At 45.6% G+C, this 18,460-nt stretch carries 15 protein-coding genes; 14 read left to right on the top strand and 1 reads right to left on the bottom strand.

What is annotated here, in order from left to right; translation table 11 throughout:
• Nucleotides 1-20: 20 nt before the first annotated feature.
• A complete protein-coding gene (locus BCT34_RS03855) occupies nucleotides 21-2,582 on the bottom strand; it encodes a PBP1A family penicillin-binding protein (protein WP_076656785.1) in 2,562 nt (853 codons plus the stop codon).
• A gap of 151 nt (nucleotides 2,583-2,733) precedes the next feature.
• Between BCT34_RS03855 and pilM the strand changes: the two genes are divergently transcribed.
• The 14 genes from pilM (at nucleotide 2,734) to BCT34_RS03925 (ending at nucleotide 18,124) form a co-directional block, all read left to right on the top strand.
• Nucleotides 2,734-3,759, top strand: coding sequence for a type IV pilus assembly protein PilM (pilM, locus tag BCT34_RS03860; RefSeq protein ID WP_076656786.1), 1,026 nt, complete (start codon nucleotides 2,734-2,736; stop codon nucleotides 3,757-3,759).
• Nucleotides 3,743-4,342: a PilN domain-containing protein gene (locus tag BCT34_RS03865; protein WP_076656787.1), complete on the top strand. Its 600-nt coding sequence runs from the start codon at nucleotides 3,743-3,745 to the stop codon at nucleotides 4,340-4,342. Before pilM ends, BCT34_RS03865 begins: the two co-directional genes overlap by 17 nt.
• On the top strand, nucleotides 4,335-4,964 hold the full coding sequence (gene pilO, locus BCT34_RS03870) for a type 4a pilus biogenesis protein PilO (RefSeq protein WP_076656788.1): 630 nt from the start codon (nucleotides 4,335-4,337) through the stop codon (nucleotides 4,962-4,964). Before BCT34_RS03865 ends, pilO begins: the two co-directional genes overlap by 8 nt.
• Nucleotides 4,951-5,469, top strand: coding sequence for a pilus assembly protein PilP (locus BCT34_RS03875; protein ID WP_076656789.1), 519 nt, complete (start codon nucleotides 4,951-4,953; stop codon nucleotides 5,467-5,469). The genes pilO and BCT34_RS03875 overlap by 14 nt, the downstream gene beginning before the upstream one ends.
• A 35-nt stretch (nucleotides 5,470-5,504) precedes the next feature.
• The gene (locus BCT34_RS03880) at nucleotides 5,505-7,223 is read left to right on the top strand and encodes a type IV pilus secretin PilQ family protein (protein ID WP_076656790.1); all 1,719 of its coding nucleotides are present in this window, start codon (nucleotides 5,505-5,507) and stop codon (nucleotides 7,221-7,223) included.
• A 176-nt stretch (nucleotides 7,224-7,399) separates the two neighbouring features.
• Complete coding sequence (gene aroK, locus BCT34_RS03885; protein WP_017061125.1) at nucleotides 7,400-7,918, top strand: shikimate kinase AroK; 519 nt, start codon at nucleotides 7,400-7,402, stop codon at nucleotides 7,916-7,918.
• Nucleotides 7,919-7,942: 24 nt separating this feature from the next.
• Entirely contained in the window at nucleotides 7,943-9,031 is a 1,089-nt protein-coding gene (gene aroB, locus BCT34_RS03890) for a 3-dehydroquinate synthase (protein ID WP_076656791.1), read from the top strand.
• Nucleotides 9,032-9,110: 79 nt separating this feature from the next.
• Nucleotides 9,111-10,628 (top strand): AAA family ATPase, encoded by a 1,518-nt coding sequence (locus BCT34_RS03895; RefSeq protein WP_076656792.1) that lies wholly within the window; start codon nucleotides 9,111-9,113, stop codon nucleotides 10,626-10,628.
• Nucleotides 10,629-10,697: 69 nt separating this feature from the next.
• Nucleotides 10,698-11,543 (top strand): Dam family site-specific DNA-(adenine-N6)-methyltransferase, encoded by an 846-nt coding sequence (locus BCT34_RS03900; RefSeq protein ID WP_076656793.1) that lies wholly within the window; start codon nucleotides 10,698-10,700, stop codon nucleotides 11,541-11,543.
• A gap of 204 nt (nucleotides 11,544-11,747) precedes the next feature.
• Nucleotides 11,748-12,422: a ribulose-phosphate 3-epimerase gene (gene rpe / locus BCT34_RS03905; protein WP_017068835.1), complete on the top strand. Its 675-nt coding sequence runs from the start codon at nucleotides 11,748-11,750 to the stop codon at nucleotides 12,420-12,422.
• Between the two features lie 102 nt (nucleotides 12,423-12,524).
• Nucleotides 12,525-13,211 (top strand): phosphoglycolate phosphatase, encoded by a 687-nt coding sequence (locus BCT34_RS03910; protein ID WP_076656794.1) that lies wholly within the window; start codon nucleotides 12,525-12,527, stop codon nucleotides 13,209-13,211.
• Nucleotides 13,212-13,362: 151 nt separating this feature from the next.
• Entirely contained in the window at nucleotides 13,363-14,379 is a 1,017-nt protein-coding gene (gene trpS, locus BCT34_RS03915; RefSeq protein ID WP_076656795.1) for a tryptophan--tRNA ligase, read from the top strand.
• A gap of 384 nt (nucleotides 14,380-14,763) precedes the next feature.
• Complete coding sequence (locus tag BCT34_RS03920; RefSeq protein WP_076656796.1) at nucleotides 14,764-17,358, top strand: ExeM/NucH family extracellular endonuclease; 2,595 nt, start codon at nucleotides 14,764-14,766, stop codon at nucleotides 17,356-17,358.
• Nucleotides 17,359-17,545: 187 nt separating this feature from the next.
• The gene (locus tag BCT34_RS03925) at nucleotides 17,546-18,124 is read left to right on the top strand and encodes an aminodeoxychorismate/anthranilate synthase component II (RefSeq protein ID WP_076656797.1); all 579 of its coding nucleotides are present in this window, start codon (nucleotides 17,546-17,548) and stop codon (nucleotides 18,122-18,124) included.
• Nucleotides 18,125-18,460: the final 336 nt, after the last annotated feature.

The following is an 18,460-nucleotide window of genomic DNA, read 5'->3' on the forward strand; positions in this document are numbered from 1 at the left end:
GTTGCTAGGTTAAACCCTATCTAGAACAGTTCTTCTACTGCTTCACCGGATGAAGTTGAGTAGATATCATCATTGAAACGCTCTGTGATGTACTCGGTTGGCTCTGTGCCTTTCTCGAAGTACTCGAACATTGATGAGCTATCGAACTTGTTGGTTAGTAAGCCAGTTTCACGGTCGATACGAACGCGGACGATGTTCTCAGGAATCTCTTTGCGCTCAGCAGGAACGCCCGCTAACGCAGTACCCATGAAATCAACCCATGCTGGTTCTGCTGTTTTCGCTCCAGCTTCTGCTCCTGTAATTTGGTTCTTGCCAAGATTCGAGTTCGCTTTGGTTCGGCCTAGGTTGCGATTGTGGTTATCAAAACCAACCCATACCGTTGCAACCATGCCAGGGCCGTAGCCGCTGTACCAAGTATCTTTCGAGTCGTTAGTCGTACCTGTTTTTCCGCCAATGTCGCGACGCTTCAACGGCTGTGCACGCCAACCTGTACCGTTCCAACCAGTACCAGCGCTCCAATCACCGCCACCCCAGATGTTGCTGTACATCATTTCACGAACTAGGAACGCGTTCTGTTCAGAGATAACTTGAGGTGCGTATTGCACTTCGGCATCTACATCTTGTTCTGCAAACTCATCTGCCATTGGGTCTGCTGTAATGGTTTGCTTGCAATCGTCTTTACAAACCACTTTCGGTGTTGCTTCAAACTCAGTCTCACCAAATGGTGTTTCAACGCGGCTGATGTAGAAAGGTTCAACGTAGTAACCGCCATTCGCGAATACTGAGTAACCTTGCGCTACTTTCATTGGCGTTAGGCTACCAGCACCCAGTGCAATGGTTTCAGAGCGAGGTACTTCATCAATATCAAAGCCGAAACGAGTTAGGTAGTTACGAGTATCATCCAAGCCAACTTCGCGCAGTACACGTACCGCCATTACGTTTTTCGATTGAGCTAAGCCAATACGTAAACGAGTAGGGCCCACGTAAGTCGGTGGTGAGTTCTTCGGTCGCCATGCTGTACCTTGGCTCTTATCCCACTGGTTGATCGGCGCATCGTTGATAAGAGATGCCAGTGTTAAGCCTTTCTCAATCGCGGCAGAATAGATAAATGGTTTGATACCAGAGCCTACCTGACGAATAGATTGCGTCGCACGGTTGAATTTGTTGTGAACGAAGTTAAAGCCACCCACCATCGACAATACCGCGCCGTTGTTCGGGTTCATTGCTACAAATGCAGTATTTGCATTCGGCACTTGGCTTAGGCGCCAAACAACCGGTGTTTCGGATTCTGTCGTCGCTGACTCTTCTGTTGGCTCTTCAGAGACTTCGTCGCCTGTTACTGCTTCATGGCGAACCCAAACTTGCTCACCAACAGCAAGAATTTCTTTTGCTGTAGATGGGGCAGGGCCTTGGCGGTCATCTGTTAGGAACTTACGCGCCCAGCTCATGCCTTGCCACTCAATCGTGCCTTCGCCTTTGTTCTTAACCCATACCTGAGCGCTTTTAGAATCAATGGCAGTAACAACCGCAGGGACGAGGTCACCATAGGTTGGTTGAGACTTTAGGTGTTTAACGATCTGGTCATGATCCCAAGCCGATTGAGCTGTTTGCCATAACACTTTTTCTGCACCACGGTAGCCATGACGTTCATCGTAGCCAAGTAGGTTCTTAATCGCGGCTTGGTTCGCTGCTTTTTGCAGTTTCGAATCAACGGTCGTGTAGACCTTCATGCCTGATGTATAAGCTTCTTCACCGTAGCGTTCTACCATCCAAGCTCGTGCAACTTCAGCGACATATGGTGCGCTCAGTTCAATTTCTGCACCATGGTATTTCGAAACAAGCTCTTCGTTACGAGCGTCATCGAACTCTTCTTGAGTGATGTAATTCTCGTCTAACATACGACGCAATACGACGTTACGACGGTTGGTCGCACGCTCAATAGAGTAAATAGGGTTCATCGTAGAAGGTGCTTTTGGCATACCCGCAAGCGTCGCAATTTCACTCAGGGTTAGATCTGGAAGATCCTTACCGAAATAAACGCGCGCTGCTGCGCCAAAACCATACGATCGGTGACCAAGGAAGATCTTGTTTACGTAAAGCTCCATGATCTCTTCTTTACTAAGAAGCTGCTCAATGTGGATCGCAATGAAGATCTCTTTAATCTTACGCATGATCTTTTTCTCATTAGATAAGAAGAAGTTACGCGCAAGCTGCTGAGTAATGGTACTCGCACCTTGTTTGGCAGAACCCGACATAGCAACCACGATCGCTGCACGAGTAATACCGATTGGGTCAATACCTGGGTGTTCGTAGAAACGGCTATCTTCGGTAGCAATCAAAGCCTCAACTAAGTGGCGAGGAATCTCGTCATAAGTGACTGGATTACGACGTTTTTCACCAAATTGAGAGATCAATTTACCGTCATGACTGAAGACTTGCATCGGCGTTTGGAGTTCAACGTCGCGCAAAGTGGCAACATCAGGCAACTCTGGTTTTACGTAATAATAAAACCCGAAAATTGTACTGACTCCAAGAATCATGCAAATCAATGTAAATATGAATAATCGCTTTATGAACTTCACCGGATAATCCCTGATTAGTTAAGGCTGATAAGCAGCAAACCCTTGTACTCTAGGTTAAAAACTTAGCTTTCGTTTATTAACGCTTATTTAACTAATAATCACAACCCCTAGATAATCAACGAAATGCTTGGCACTTCAGGAGCTAGGTCACATGGGTTCATCATTAATTACAGGTATAGATATAAATCATCACAGCATCAAAGCTGTGGTACTAAAACCCGTGGGGGAGTTGTATGCCCTAGTGGGATACAAAGAGCTGCCGATTTCGGACGACATTTTTACAGCTAACCATACTTTGGAGTATCAGAAAACTGTTAAGAAACTCAAAGAACTTAGGAAAGGACTGCCTTTTGGCTGTCGCAACGTCGCCATTTCGGTACCTGATAACACAGTGATCAGCAAAGTACTGCAAATAGAGAGTGAGTTAGAAGACAGAGAAAAAGAGTTTTCTATCTATCAAACCTTTGCTCATCAATCTCCCTTTCCTATCGAGGAGCTGAGTTTAGATTTTGTAAAGCTGGAAGACAAACGATTTGGTAAAGGTTCGACAAGCAGCTACCAAGTCTATGCCACTCGTAAGGAGGTGGTGGATAGCAGAGCTGATGCGCTAACTAAGGCTGGTTTTAAACCTGTGGTGGTGGATACGCAGGCGCATGGGTTACTTAATATCTGGCAACTGGCCTCGCGTCTTTATCCCGAAAAGAAAAACTGGCTGCTGGTGGATGTTGGAATTGAGCAAACATCGCTGGGTATCATTCCACAGAATTTAGCACCGTTTTACAAAGACATCGCCTTTGGTACCAAAGATCTTCGCAGTCATGAAGCCCCAAGTGATATCGAGAGTGTGTTTGGCACTACGGAAGATACACATCAATTCATTATTAATTTGATTGAGAAGCTCAAGCGCCAATTGCAGCTCTATTCATCGGGAAATGCGCAGCAACCTATCTCAGGGATCTGGCTGATGGGCGAGGGTGCCAGCATCCCTATGATAACCGAAGAGCTCGAACGCCATTTTCAGATGAGCTGCGAATCATTGAACCCTTTGTCTCTGTTTGAGAACAAGGTCTCCAAGAGGCGCCGACTGCCGATGGACTGGCAACACTTTGGTATCGCAGCAGGTATGGCGATGAGTGGACTCAAGTGGCAGGGAGAGAAGCATGTTGCATCAAATTAACCTACTGCCGTGGCGTGATGAGATTCGTGCTCAGCACAAGAAGCGTTTTATCCACTTGGTCATTCTTGGCGTCATCATTGCGCTTGGTGGGCAATGGGCGGTTGGTCACTATTTTCACGACCAACAAGCCAAGCAGCAAGCCCGCCTCAACTATCTCAATCAGTACATTGCTGATCTCGACCGACAAATTCAGTCGTTAAAAGTCGCGGAACAAGAACACAAAGCGATTCTGACTCGACTTGATGTGGTTGAGTCGCTGCAGCTTGGCCGTAATAAAACCACCGACTTTATGAATTTGATGCCGGAGCTGATTCCTGAGGGTGTGTATGTCGACAAGATAAAGATGAATGGTCAGGAGATTGAAATGTCGGGCATCAGCGACAGTACCGCTCGTCTCGCCACCATGTTGGACAATCTAGAGCGTTCAGATTCCCTGAAAGGGGTCGAGATGCACTCTATCGTTCATAACCGCAAGCGCTTCAATAAAGAGTTTCAAACCTTCAAGGTCTCTTTTGTGTTCAGCCCTGTGTCTTTAGAGAGCACAACCGCGAGCAGAAAAAAGAAGGGGGCGCATCATGGCTAACCTTCAAAATAGGATTAGTTGGCAAAACCGGATGAGCTTGCAAGACCTCGATGTTGATGAGATCACCGAATGGCCTTTGTTGCCCCAGTTTATCGTGATTCTGGTGTTGATGGTGTTAATCCAAGGCGTCGGTACTTGGCTTTATGTACTGCCGCTCGACGATGAACTGCAGCAGATGAAGCAACAAGAACAAACCTTAAAGACGACCTTAAGAATAAAGGCTAATAAGGTTGCAGCCTTACCTAAGTTGCAAAGCCAGTTGGATGAGTTAACCAGCCGCTACGATTATCTGTTAGAGCAACTGCCCGTGCAAAAAGAACTGGCCAGTATGTTGGCTTCAGTAAATGAGCTCGGCTTGGATAATTCGCTGACCTTTACTCGAATCGATTGGGGACAAAAGCAGAACAAGGAGTTCCTCTATCGTTTACCTCTCAATATTGAGCTTACAGGTGATTATCACGAGATTGGTGATTTCTCGGCTGCCATCGCCAAGCTGCCGCGTATCATCAGCTTTGATGATGTGAATTGGCAGCGAGTCAGCCAAGAAAGTAGCACGCTGCACTTTAGGGTTCGAGCCTATACCTACCAGTTTAAACCGGAGGTCAATGATGAAACCCAATAGCGCACTTTACTCAATTGTGTTGTTGCTTGCGTTGTCTGGCTGCAAGGCTAATCAAGATTCACTGCAAGACTTTGTGGCGCAGGTTGAAGCCAAAGCGAGAAAAGATGTCGAGCAACTTGTCCCTGCAACTGAATTCACGGCGGCAACTTATCAGCGTCGCGCATTTCGTCCTCCCTTTGAACTGCCTAAAGAAGCCATTGTGCAAAACCAACCTTTGGTTAAGAAAGATTGTTGGCAACCCAGAGCCCGTTCTCGTAATGGAAAGTTAGAGAAGTATCCGCTGAGTAAGCTTCGTTTAAGAGGCGTGATGGGCAGTGGCTCAAGCGTGTTTGGCTTAGTGCAAACACCCAATGGGAACGTGGTAAACGTCAAGAAAGGCCAGTTTATCGGCTTAAACAATGGTCGAGTGACTAAGGTGACGAGCCAGTACGTTCAAATTAATGAAACTCTTCCAGATGGCTTAGGTTGTTGGCATAAGCGCAACGTTAGGCTGGCTCTGAAGTAAACCAATGTCACATGATGTGGATATGAGATGTAAATATGATTAAAGGAATAAGTGGATTAGTGAGCAAGGCTCTACAAGGTTTTGCTGTGTCTGTGATGTTGGTTGTTAGCGTGCTCAGCCATGCCGAGAGCTTACCTAACAAATTGGAGAATATTGATTTTAGGGTGAACAAGGATAAAGACGCCATCATTATCCTTGAGCTAGCGACCACCACCGCTGTGGTGGATGTTCAACGTGCTCAGGAAGGCTTGAGCATAGAGCTACTCAATACTCAGGTTGATGATGACAAACTCTACCTTCTGGATGTGAAAGACTTCGCCACGTTAGTTGAAGGGATTGAAGTCTACAAAGAGACACCAAGCACTCGGCTGCTTGCGACGATTAGCAGTGACTATCAGTATGAATACAATCTAAAGGGGCGTTTTATTGAGGTGGTGATAAGCAAACCGGTTATCGATGAAGCGACCAAAGAAAAAAGCATCCTAGAGAAAGAGGGCAAGCTGATATCGATTAACTTCCAGGACATCCCAGTACGAAATGTCCTTCAGTTGATCGCAGACTACAACGACTTTAATCTCGTGGTGTCTGATTCTGTCGCGGGTAACCTGACTTTACGCTTAGATGGCGTACCTTGGCAGCAAGTTCTCGACATTATCTTGCAAGTTAAAGGCTTGGATAAGCGTGTTGATGGCAATGTTATCTTAGTCGCGCCGAAAGCAGAGCTCGACCTTCGTGAGCAGCAAGCGTTAGAGAAATCGCGTTTAGAGGAAGAGTTAGGGGAGCTCAAATCGGAAATCATTAAGATTAACTTTGCTAAAGCCACCGACATAGCCGACATGATTGGTGGTGAAGGCGCAGTCAGCATGTTGTCCGATCGTGGTTCGATTACCATTGATGAGAGAACCAACTCACTACTGATTCGTGAATTGGAAGAAAACATTGCGGTGATCAGAGGCATCATTGAGTCGCTGGATATTCCCGTGAAACAGGTACAGATAGAAGCGCGTATTGTTACTGTTACCGAGGGTAACCTTGATGAGTTAGGAGTGCGCTGGGGTGTTTCCTCAACCAACGGAAGCTTCACGGTTGGCGGTTCAATCGAAGGTAACCACCCATCAGCGATTACGCCATATGACGACGATAGCGGCAGCAGCGTGATAGATGACTATCTGAACGTAAACTTAGGGGCAACGTCACCGAACGCTTCGAGTATTGCGTTTCAGGTGGCCAAGTTGGGGTCTGATACCTTACTCGATCTTGAGCTCTCAGCACTGCAACAAGAGTCGAAAGCTGAAATCATTTCGAGCCCACGCTTAATCACCACCAATAAAAAGCCGGCTTATATTGAGCAAGGTACTGAAATACCTTACTTAGAGTCCTCTTCAAGTGGTGCAACGTCGGTCGCATTTAAGAAAGCGGTATTGAGTCTCAAGGTGACGCCGCAGATAACGCCCGACAATCGCTTGGTGTTGGATTTGAGTGTGACTCAAGATAGACCAGGACAAGTGGTAAAAACCGGAACCGGTGAAGCTGTGGCGATTGATACTCAACGTATTGGTACGCAAGTGCTTGTTAATAATGGTGAAACTGTCGTCCTTGGTGGGATATTTCAACACAGCGTGAGCAGTACGGTCGATAAAGTTCCTCTGTTGGGAGACCTGCCAGTTTTGGGGGCATTGTTCCGTCGCAGCTATGAAAATGTAGGTAAAAGTGAACTACTTATTTTTGTCACACCTAAAGTTGTGATTCAGTAATGAACAATTAGATTAAAAATAAAGTTGCATTAGTGGCACCTAACCTTGATAATTTCGGGTCTTATCACGAATTATCTGTGAGGAATCGGTGCCACGGGCCTTTTAATTTCAGTACTTGTACTGACCTACCTTGTGGCGATGTCATTGAATTAACGTTGTAAATTACTGCTAAAAACATGGCTGAGAAACGCAATATTTTTCTTGTTGGCCCAATGGGCGCCGGCAAAAGTACAATTGGTAGACACCTAGCTTCCCAACTTCATATGGAGTTTCTAGACTCTGACACTGTGATCGAAGAGCGCACTGGCGCAGACATCGCATGGGTTTTTGATGTTGAGGGCGAAGAAGGTTTCCGTAAGCGCGAAGAATCTGTAATCAATGATCTGACAGAAGAACAAGGTATTGTTCTTGCGACAGGTGGTGGTTCAGTGTTGAGCAAAGAAAACCGTAACCGTCTATCTGCACGAGGCATTGTTGTATACCTAGAGACAACAATTGAAAAGCAACTTGCTCGCACTAACCGCGACAAGAAACGCCCTCTACTTCAAACAGACAACCCGCGTGATGTGCTAGAAGATCTAGCTGTATCTCGCAACGCACTATACGAAGAAGTGGCGGACTACACAGTTCGTACTGACGACCAAAGTGCAAAAGTGGTAGCCAACCAGATCGTAAAAATGCTAGAAGAACGTTAAGTTCATTTTTCGGAGAGCAAACCCATGGAACGGATTACGGTCAATCTAGCTGAGCGTAGCTACCCTATCTCTATTGGCGCCGGGTTATTTGAAGACCCGGCGTACCTTTCTTTTTTATCAGGCAAACAGAAAGTTGTTGTTATCAGTAATGTGACAGTAGCGCCTCTTTATGCTGATAAAATTTTATCGCTATTGGATCAAGTCGGCTGTCAGACATCTCTTTTAGAGTTGCCAGACGGTGAACAGTACAAAACCCTTGAAACGTTCAATTCAGTGATGAGCTACATGCTTGAAGGAAATTACAGCCGCGATGTGGTGGTGATTGCTTTAGGTGGTGGTGTTATCGGTGACTTGGTCGGTTTTGCTGCTTCTTGTTACCAACGCGGTATTGATTTCATTCAAATCCCGACGAGCCTTCTTTCTCAAGTGGACTCTTCTGTTGGTGGTAAAACCGCAGTAAATCATCCTCTTGGTAAGAATATGATCGGCGCTTTTTACCAACCGAAATCTGTGATCATCGATACCAACTGTTTATCAACGCTTCCAGAGCGCGAGTTTGCAGCGGGCATTGCTGAGGTGATCAAATACGGCATCATTTACGATGAAGCCTTCTTTGATTGGTTGGAGCAGAATCTAGAGAAACTTTATCAACTTGATGAAGAAGCACTGATTACCGCGATTGCTCGTTGTTGTGCAATTAAGGCTGAAGTGGTGGCTCTAGATGAAAAAGAGTCAGGAATCAGAGCGTTATTGAACCTAGGTCATACATTTGGTCATGCGATTGAAGCAGAACTAGGCTATGGTAATTGGCTACATGGTGAAGCTGTGTCGTCAGGCACTGTAATGGCAGCGAAAACAGCTCAATTACAGGGACTGATCTCTCAGCAGCAACTTGAGCGAATTATTTCTATACTCAAGAATGCGAAACTACCAATCCATACGCCAGAAAGCATGTCTTTTGAAGACTTTATGAAGCACATGATGCGCGATAAAAAAGTGCTGTCTGGTCAGTTGCGTTTGGTATTACCAACAAGTATTGGTACTGCTGAAGTGGTCGCTGATGTGCCTCAAGACATCATTAAACAAGCGATCGATTTCTGCCGTACTCTTTAAATTTGGTTGTGAGGTTGCCTAGCTAAACTCTAGGCAACTGAAGCGTTTTACTGATCGATCTTATCAGTAGGGATCCCCAATGAGTTTGGCTCATGAATTAAGAGTATTAGAGTTAGAATCTCAAGTTGAGCTGCTAGAGCGCTTACAGCTTTTGACTAACTTTGGTTCAAACCTTGTGACGGTTGCTGGCAAAGCTGGCTCTGGTCGATCTTGGTTGGCTCAGCGTTATCTTGAAGCATGGTCGACAGAAAAAAATCAGTGTTTACTGCTTTGTCATCCAAGCCAAGACGATCAACAACGCCGCGCGCTTATTCTTAGCCAAATTGTTTCTGACCCGCTATTTAATCAACATGATTCTTTATCAGATAGCCTGACAAGGTTACTGGATGGGGAGCCGTGTAATGTGGTTATCGTTGTTGATGATGCCCACCGACTCTCTGAGCTATTGGTATCCGAACTATGGATGTTGGTACTGGAAGCTCAATCAAACCCTCAATGGACGATCAATATCGTTCTCTTCTCGGATACTGGTCACTTAGACACGCTATTAACACGTCTGAGTTACGGCCAACAACACAAGCCTATCGATCTCGAGATCGATGATCTTTCGCAGCCAGAAGCTGAACATTTCTTTGAATCACTGGTGATTCGATATGTTGATGATGAGTCTGAAACTCGCGTGCGAAGTGCGTTTAATAAAGCGCAACCTCTGCCTGGTGAGTTAATGGCTTTAGGAGAATTGAAAGTGGAAAAAAGGATTATTATTCGCTCAATTATTGGCTCACCCATCAATATCGCGATTGTGGTGGCCTTGTTGTTGGTTTTAATTGGTGGTGGCTATTGGTGGATGTTCAGTCAACCAACCCCCGACGATAAAGCGCAGTCTCTTATTGCTCCGATTGAGCAGACAGCGATTCCGACTTTTGACGTGGAAAGCGGTGCTGAGCAAACTGGCGTCGATGGTATGGTAGATTCTGAAGCCGAAGCCGACATGAGTTACCAAGGTGCCGATGATGACAGTTCGTCTCTGCCACCGACAGTCGTTGAAGAGACAGCCAGTGTTGGTGAAGTCGAGCAAGATCAACAGCGTGTCGTTATCACCTCTGATGTGGTTGATGCCCTGCTTGATGATAAACCTGAAAGCGCCAATACCAGTGCGATTGATGCTGCTGTTGAAGAAAACACAGGTGCCGAGGTTAGTTCACAATCAGATGCGGAAAAAGTGGAGTTACAGCCTTCAGCTGATGAAGCAGCAGACTTAACACAGCCCACGCCACCAACTAAGAAAATCACTTTCTCATTTTCTCGCGAAGAGCTGCAAGCTATCTCACCGCGAGCTTATACCCTGCAGTTGAGTACGATGACCTCATTGGAAGACGTACAATCTTTCATTGAAGAATATGACCTTGAGAACAAGGTTCGTATTTACCCAACACTTCGCAACGACACCAAGTGGTTTATTATTACTTATCAAGATTACCCAACGATTCAAGTGGCGAGAGACGCGGTAAGTGCGTTATCAAAACCACTTCAACAGTTGGAACCTTGGGCAAAATCGATGAATCAAGTGCATCGAGAGATAGAACGTGCGAAATAACCCTGAGCTTAGCCTCAAAATATGTTACATTCCGCAGCCTTATTTTTGAGTTGATAGATAGAGCAGTAAATGAAAAAGCAGCGTGCCTTTCTAAAATGGGCTGGTGGTAAATATGGCCTAGTTGAAGACATCCAACGTCACCTGCCACCTGCTCGTAAATTGGTAGAACCGTTTGTTGGTGCCGGCTCAGTATTCCTGAATACTGACTTTGAACAGTACCTGCTTGCAGATATCAATCCTGATCTTATCAACCTGTACAACCTACTTAAAACCGATCCTGAGACCTATATCTCGGAAGCGAAGCGCTGGTTCTGTCCTGAGAACAACCGTAAAGAAGCGTTCTTAGATATTCGCGCTGAGTTCAATGGTACAGACAACGTCATGTATCGTTCGTTGGCTTTCTTGTATATGAACCGATTTGGCTTCAATGGCCTATGTCGTTACAACAAGAAGGGCGGTTTTAACGTTCCATTTGGTTCTTATAAAAAACCTTACTTCCCAGAAGCTGAGCTGGAGTTTTTTGCCGAGAAAGCGAAAAAGGCCACCTTCGTCTGTGAGGGATACCATGAAACCTTTAGCCGCGCGCGCAAAGGCTGCGTGGTTTACTGTGATCCTCCGTACGCACCGCTATCGAATACCGCTAACTTTACCTCTTATGCAGGTAATGGCTTTAGCTTAGATGACCAAGCTGCACTGGCGGATGTTGCTGAAAAAGCAGCAATGGAACGCGGTATCCCTGTTTTGATTTCAAACCACGATACGACACTAACGCGTCGCTTATATCATGGTGCGGAGTTGAACGTGGTGAAGGTAAAACGCACTATCAGCCGCAATGGCGCTGGGCGTAATAAAGTTGATGAGCTACTGGCGCTTTTCCATAAAGAGAAAAACCAGCAGCACGCATCAGCAGAGTAGTAATGGTCAGAATATCCACCAAACTCATTAAATTGAGTGACCAGCGGATACTTTCTTAAACTAATCTTTCGAACTGCTAGGATCTGCTTAGGTGCTTAGGTAGAATTGCACACCAAATAGTCTTGGGATTGAGTCTTGTATTTGCGTATGAGATATCACCAAGGCGGTGACATTCGCAATTTACTTACTCTTAAGAGGTTTGGTATGAAAGATTTTCTAATCGCTCCATCGATTTTGTCTGCAGATTTTGCTCGTCTTGGTGAAGACGTAGAAAAAGTACTCGCAGCTGGTGCTGATGTTGTGCACTTCGATGTGATGGACAACCACTACGTACCTAACCTGACTTTTGGCGCGCCTATCTGTAAAGCGCTGCGCGACTACGGCATTACTGCTCCTATCGATGTTCACCTAATGGTTAAGCCAGTTGACAGCATTGTGCCTGAGTTTGCAAAAGCTGGCGCATCAATGATTACCTTCCATGTTGAAGCATCGGAACACATTGACCGCACTCTACAACTGATCAAAGAACACGGCTGTAAAGCGGGTGTAGTTCTTAACCCAGCAACGCCTCTGTCTTGCCTAGATTACATTATGGATAAAGTAGACATGATTCTACTGATGTCTGTGAACCCTGGCTTCGGCGGTCAATCATTCATTCCTCACACGCTAGATAAGCTGCGTGCTGTTCGTAAGCTGATTGATGAGTCAGGCCGTGACATTCGCCTTGAGATTGATGGCGGCGTGAAGGTGGATAACATCCGTGAAATCGCAGAAGCGGGTGCAGATATGTTCGTTGCGGGTTCTGCTATCTTCAATCAACCGGATTACAAAGAAGTGATTGATGAGATGCGTGCAGAGCTTGCAAAAGTAAACGCATAATCGTAAAACTACAGATAGATTGAATATTAAGGGGCTCATTGGCCCCTTTTTTACGTCTTATCGCTCAACTCATAAGACGAACATAATAAATAGGAAAGTAAGATGTCATTAAGCTCAATAAAACTGATCGCCTTTGATTTGGATGGAACCTTGTTAGATAGCGTGCCTGATTTGGCCGTTGCCGCTGACCAAGCTTGTCAGGCGTTGGGCTTCCCTTCAGTGAGCGAAGAACAAGCTCGCGACTACGTAGGTAATGGTGCTGATGTGCTTATCGGGCGTTCACTCAGCCGTAACCTGACAGTTGACCCAAGCCTTGAGCCAGAGCTACTGAAAAAGGCGCGTATCCTGTTTGATGATTTCTACGAGCAGGGCGGTCACAAGCTGAGCCACCTTTACCCATCAGTAAAAGAGACGCTGGCAGAGTTGTACAAAGCGGGCTTTACTATGGCATTGGTAACTAACAAGCCATCGAAATTTGTACCCGACGTTCTAGCGCAACACGGTATCGATAAGTACTTTGTTGATGTTTTGGGCGGCGACTCTTTCCCAGAGAAGAAACCGAATCCAGTCGCACTGAATTGGTTGCTAGAAAAGCACAACGTTAAAGCGGAAGAGATGTTGATGGTTGGTGATTCAAGCAACGACATTAAAGCGGCTAAGAATGCGGGTTGTCATTCGTTTGGTCTGACTTACGGCTACAATCACGGTGAGCCAATTTCAGCATCAAACCCTGACTATGTGGCGGATAACGTCGCGCAATTACTAGATGTCGTTCTAGTTTCAGCATAAAGCGTACAAAAGTTAGCTAACCCACTAGCAAAATACTTATCAATGAGTACACTGGATGAGCCGCGCAGAAAGAGCTGTGCGGCTTTTCTATATTTAAGTTAAGAAGCTAAGCGTTCAATAAACTTAGCGAATAAGCAAAGGAATTAAAACCATGAGCAAGCCCATCGTATTGAGTGGTGTTCAACCATCTGGTGAACTAAGTATCGGTAACTACTTGGGTGCTCTACGTCAATGGCAACAGATGCAAGATGATTACGATTGCCAATACTGTGTTGTAGACCTTCACGCAATTACGGTTCGCCAAGATCCGAAAGCACTGCATGAAGCGACTCTAGACGCACTAGCAATCTGTCTTGCTGTCGGTGTTGATCCAAAGAAGAGCACGCTATTTGTTCAGTCACACGTACCAGAGCATGCTCAACTTGGTTGGCTTCTTAACTGTTACACGCAAATGGGTGAACTGAGCCGTATGACTCAGTTTAAAGATAAGTCTGCACGTCACTCAAACGACGTAAACGTAGGCCTATACGACTACCCAGTGTTGATGGCTGCAGACATCCTGCTTTACGGTGCTCACCAAGTGCCAGTAGGTAGCGACCAGAAACAACACCTAGAGCTAGCGCGTGATATCGCAACTCGTTTCAACAACATCTACGGTCCTGAAACGCCAATCTTCCAAGTGCCAGAACCTTACATTCCAACAGTGAATGCACGTGTAATGAGCCTGCAAGATGCGACTAAGAAGATGTCTAAGTCGGATGATAACCGTAAGAACGTGATTACTCTGTTAGAAGAGCCTAAGTCGATCATCAAGAAGATCAACAAAGCGCAAACGGATGCAGAAACACCGCCACGTATTGCTCACGACTGGGAAAACAAAGCGGGTATCTCTAACCTAATGGGTCTTTACTCAGCAGCGACAGGTAAAACGTTTGAAGAGATCGAAGCGCAATACCAAGGTGTTGAGATGTACGGTCCATTCAAGAAAGATGTAGGCGCAGCATTAGTTGAGATGCTTGAGCCGATTCAAGCTGAATACCACCGTATCCGTGCTGACCGTGCTTACATGGATACAGTAATGAAAGCGGGTGCTGAAAAAGCGTCTGAGCGTGCTGCAGTAACACTGAAAAAAGCATACGAAGCAGTAGGTTTTGTTACTCGCCCATAGGGTGAACTAACACGACTCGCTTGAAAATTTGAGCCCAAAGTAGCTTTTGTTTACTTTGGGCTTTTTAATGCCCATTCCATTTACCTTCCTCGAACCCCCTTGTTTGAATTGATAATTTACGCAGTATCTGACTAGCATATCCATCATATTAATGCTGTGCAGGTGATCTTATTTAGCACTTCTGAACTTTATAAATTCATACTCATTTCTATATATGTTGGAAATATATAACGTGCCAAACAATTGATGATTCCAAAGTGATAAGTTCCTCATTTTCTTGCCAACTGACTTATTCCTTTCATAAATAAACCTGATAGTTACCACAAAATACATGACTGCCCATAGATGGCAGTGACTATAAATCAATGAACTCAGGTGAAACGGATGGCTCTTTTACACAAACCTTCATTGCTAGCAGTGGCAATTGGTAGCTTGTTAACCACAAGCGCACACGCTGATTTGTTTATTTCACAATATGTGGAAGGCGGCAGCTACAACAAAGCGGTTGAGATCGCCAATAACGGCGATAGCAGCATTAACTTAGATGGTTACTCACTGGCGAAGTCTGCCAATGGCAATGGATCATGGGGCGCCACTTTACCTTTAGATGGCCACGTTTTAGCGCCCGGTGAGGTGCTTGTTGTTGCTCATACCAGTGCTAGTGATGAGATTAAGGCGGTCTCTGACATTCTAAATGCTTCATTGGCTAATCATAATGGTGACGACCCGCTAGCTATCTTGAATGCAGATGGTTCGGTGCATGATGTTGTTGGTTTGATGGGCGATGTGGACTGGGGCAAAGATGTTACTTTGGTTCGTGCGACACAAACACCTTCTGCGACGTTTGATGCTTCACAGTGGGTATCGCTACCAAAAGACAGTATTGAAGGGCTAGGTTCACTAGACAGTGTTGAGCTGCCAGAAGCCTTTATTTGTACAGAAGATGGCTCAGACCCGGTATTTACCACCATTCAAGAGATCCAAGGCGAGGGTGCAACATCACCGTTCATCGATGGCTACCCGTACATCACCGACGATGAATACTTCGTAAAAGGTGTGGTTAGCACAGTGACAACAGGCCTAACCAAAGGCTTCTATCTGCAAGCCCTTGAGGATGATTTCAACTCGAGTACTTCTGAAGGCCTATTTGTTCATACCAATCAATCTAGCTCAGAATTAGCTGCAGGCGATGTGGTGTGTGTGAAAGGTAAGGTTCAAGAATACTACAGCCACACTCAGCTTAAAGTTGAAAACAACCAGTGGCTAAAACAAGGCGAACAACAAGCACCTGAAGCGACGGCAATTGAAGCGCTAGACAGTGATGAGAACTTCGCAGCAACACTTGAACGCTATGAAGGCATGTTGGTGAAAACAACCGAAGCGCTTGATATGCGTGTCACGCGTACCTTTGGTTATGACTACGCAGGTCGTCGTAACAACATGGTATTGGCACATGAGCGTATTAACATGCAGCCGAACCAGCTCTTCGCAGCAGGTTCTGACGAAGCGAAGCAACAAACGGAAGACAACGCTGATCGTCGTCTTTTCGTAGAAACGGATCAAAAAGCAGGGGACGGACAAGTACCTTTCTATCCAGACTTTGGCCGCACTGATATCGATCAAGATGGCTCAACAGAAGATTACATCCGTATCGATGAAACCATTGTTGGTCTAGAAGGTGTGTTGACTTACAGCTACGGTGAGTACCGTTTAATTGCGACTAACCAGATCTCGGCTGAGAACTTTGTACGTAACGACCCACGTACCGACAAACCAGATATGGATGAAGGCGACCTACGTATCGCGACCTTCAATGTACTGAACTACTTCAACTCTCCATTTGGCGGTGATGCGAACCAGCATGGCAACAACCGTGGTGCGAACAGCATCACTGAATTTGAGATGCAGCAAGAGAAGATTGTGAACGCGATTCTTCGTCTAGACGCCGACATTATTGGTTTGATGGAGATAGAGAACAACGGTTTTGGTGAAGGCTCTGCCATTCAACAACTTGTAAACCAACTGAATGATCGCATTGAGAGTAAGAAAGACCGTTATACCTTTGTGGCTGTCGACTCGAACGAAGATGGCGTAACCGATGAGATGGATTCGATTGGTACCGACGTAATCACAACCGGTGTTATCTACCGTAAGAAGGTCGTGAAGCTTAAAGACAGCCGCGTTATCGCTATGCCAAGCCAGCAAGCACCAGAGGTGTTAGACGATTCAGGTAAGGTAATTGAAGACGGTAAGAACTACCAGCGTGACTCATTGGCGCCAACCTTTAAAGTTAAGGGCACCAAAGAGAAACTCACCGTAGCGATTAATCACTTTAAATCGAAAGGCTCTAAGTGTTGGGAAGATGCAGCACCGGTAGAGCAAGGCGGTCAAGGTGGTGTTGATGCTGATAAGCAAGGTTCATGTGAGAACTTCCGCGTAGCTGCGGCAGTTGCACTGGGTGAAGCGCTTGATGGCATCAAAGGCCATAAAGTGATTCTGGGTGACATGAACTCGTACGGCATGGAAGATCCAATGCTGGTACTAACAGATTACTCTGAAGAGAAATACGGTAAGCAAATCAAAGCAGCTCGTAACACTTACATTGATGGTGTTGAGCAATTTGGTGATAGCGGTGCGGTGATTACTAAGAACTACGGTTACATTAATGCAGTGGCTCAAAAGCACCCTGACAGCTGGAGTTACTCATACAATGACGAAGTGGGCGCACTGGATCACCTGTTGATTAGCGACAGCCTGAAAGACATGGTGGTGGATGCAACTGACTGGCACATTAATGGTGGTGAATCGACGTTGTTTGACTACAACGAAGAGTACAAAGGCGATCTGCCTAAGTACCAAGATCACTTCCGTTCATCGGATCATGATCCTGCTGTTCTTGAACTGCGAGTAGGTGGTTCATTTGGCTTCGGTGCACTGATGTCATTGTTTGGCTTAGCAATGTGGCGTCGTCGCAAGTAGCGACATCGTTAACTGCGCAAGCCAGCTGATACAGGTAACTGAAAGTTATCTGTAAACAATTAAGGTCAACTTAGGTTGGCCTTAATTATTGGCGAAATGCAGTTTCCACTTGCCTTTCGCCAAGGGTATTGCACAATACCGCCCCTATATCCCCAATCCTTTAGTATTTAGCAAACGATTTCGACCCATGTTACTTATCATCGATAACTACGACTCCTTTACCTATAACTTGTATCAGTATTTCTGTGAGTTAGGGGTAACTGTAAAAGTTGTTCGCAACGATGAGATTGATATTGCGAGAATTGAAGCGCTGAATCCTAGTCATCTTGTTATCTCGCCGGGTCCCTGTACGCCCAATGATGCGGGAATCTCGCTACAGGTGATTGAACACTTTGTTGGTAAGCTGCCGATCTTAGGTGTGTGTCTTGGTCACCAAGCCATTGCTCAAGTTTTTGGTGGTGAAGTGGTGAGAGCCAGACAAGTGATGCACGGTAAAACCTCTCCAATCCGTCATAACGGCAAGAGTGTTTTTAAAGGATTGAATAACCCGTTGACTGTGACGCGTTACCATTCTTTAGTCGTGAAAAACGGCACATTACCAGACTGCTTTGAGCTCACATCTTGGACAGAATTTGAAGATGGAAGCATGGATGAGATCATGGGTTATCAACACAAAACCTTGCCAATTGATGCCGTTCAATTCCACCCTGAATCGATTAAAACAGAGCAAGGACACCAGCTTCTCGCTAACTTCCTAGCTCGCTAAGTGTTTAAATTTGACCCTTTCTCAGCCTAAATCAGCCAGTCAAAGATGTCAGCCCATTCGTTAAGCGTTTAAATTCGGGCTTTACGCGCCTCTCTCCCTCTGACGCCGATCACTTTTTATAACATTTCTCTCTCGCTTCGCTAAGTTTTTAGCCTATGCAAAATTATTCGCGTTATTTCCTCTCGAACCCTAGATACCGCAATACCAGTAAGGCTTTGCTGTTGCTAGCTGTACGTTTAGGTAAAAAAAGCTTCATAAAACAGATTGATTGATGCATAAATAGTCATAGGTAGTGACGTTTAGCTGGTTGTAAGGGATAGCTAAAGAATAATCTAC

The sequence above is a fragment of the Vibrio sp. 10N.261.45.E2 genome (assembly GCF_002875705.1).
In the GTDB taxonomy this organism is placed as follows: domain Bacteria; phylum Pseudomonadota; class Gammaproteobacteria; order Enterobacterales; family Vibrionaceae; genus Vibrio.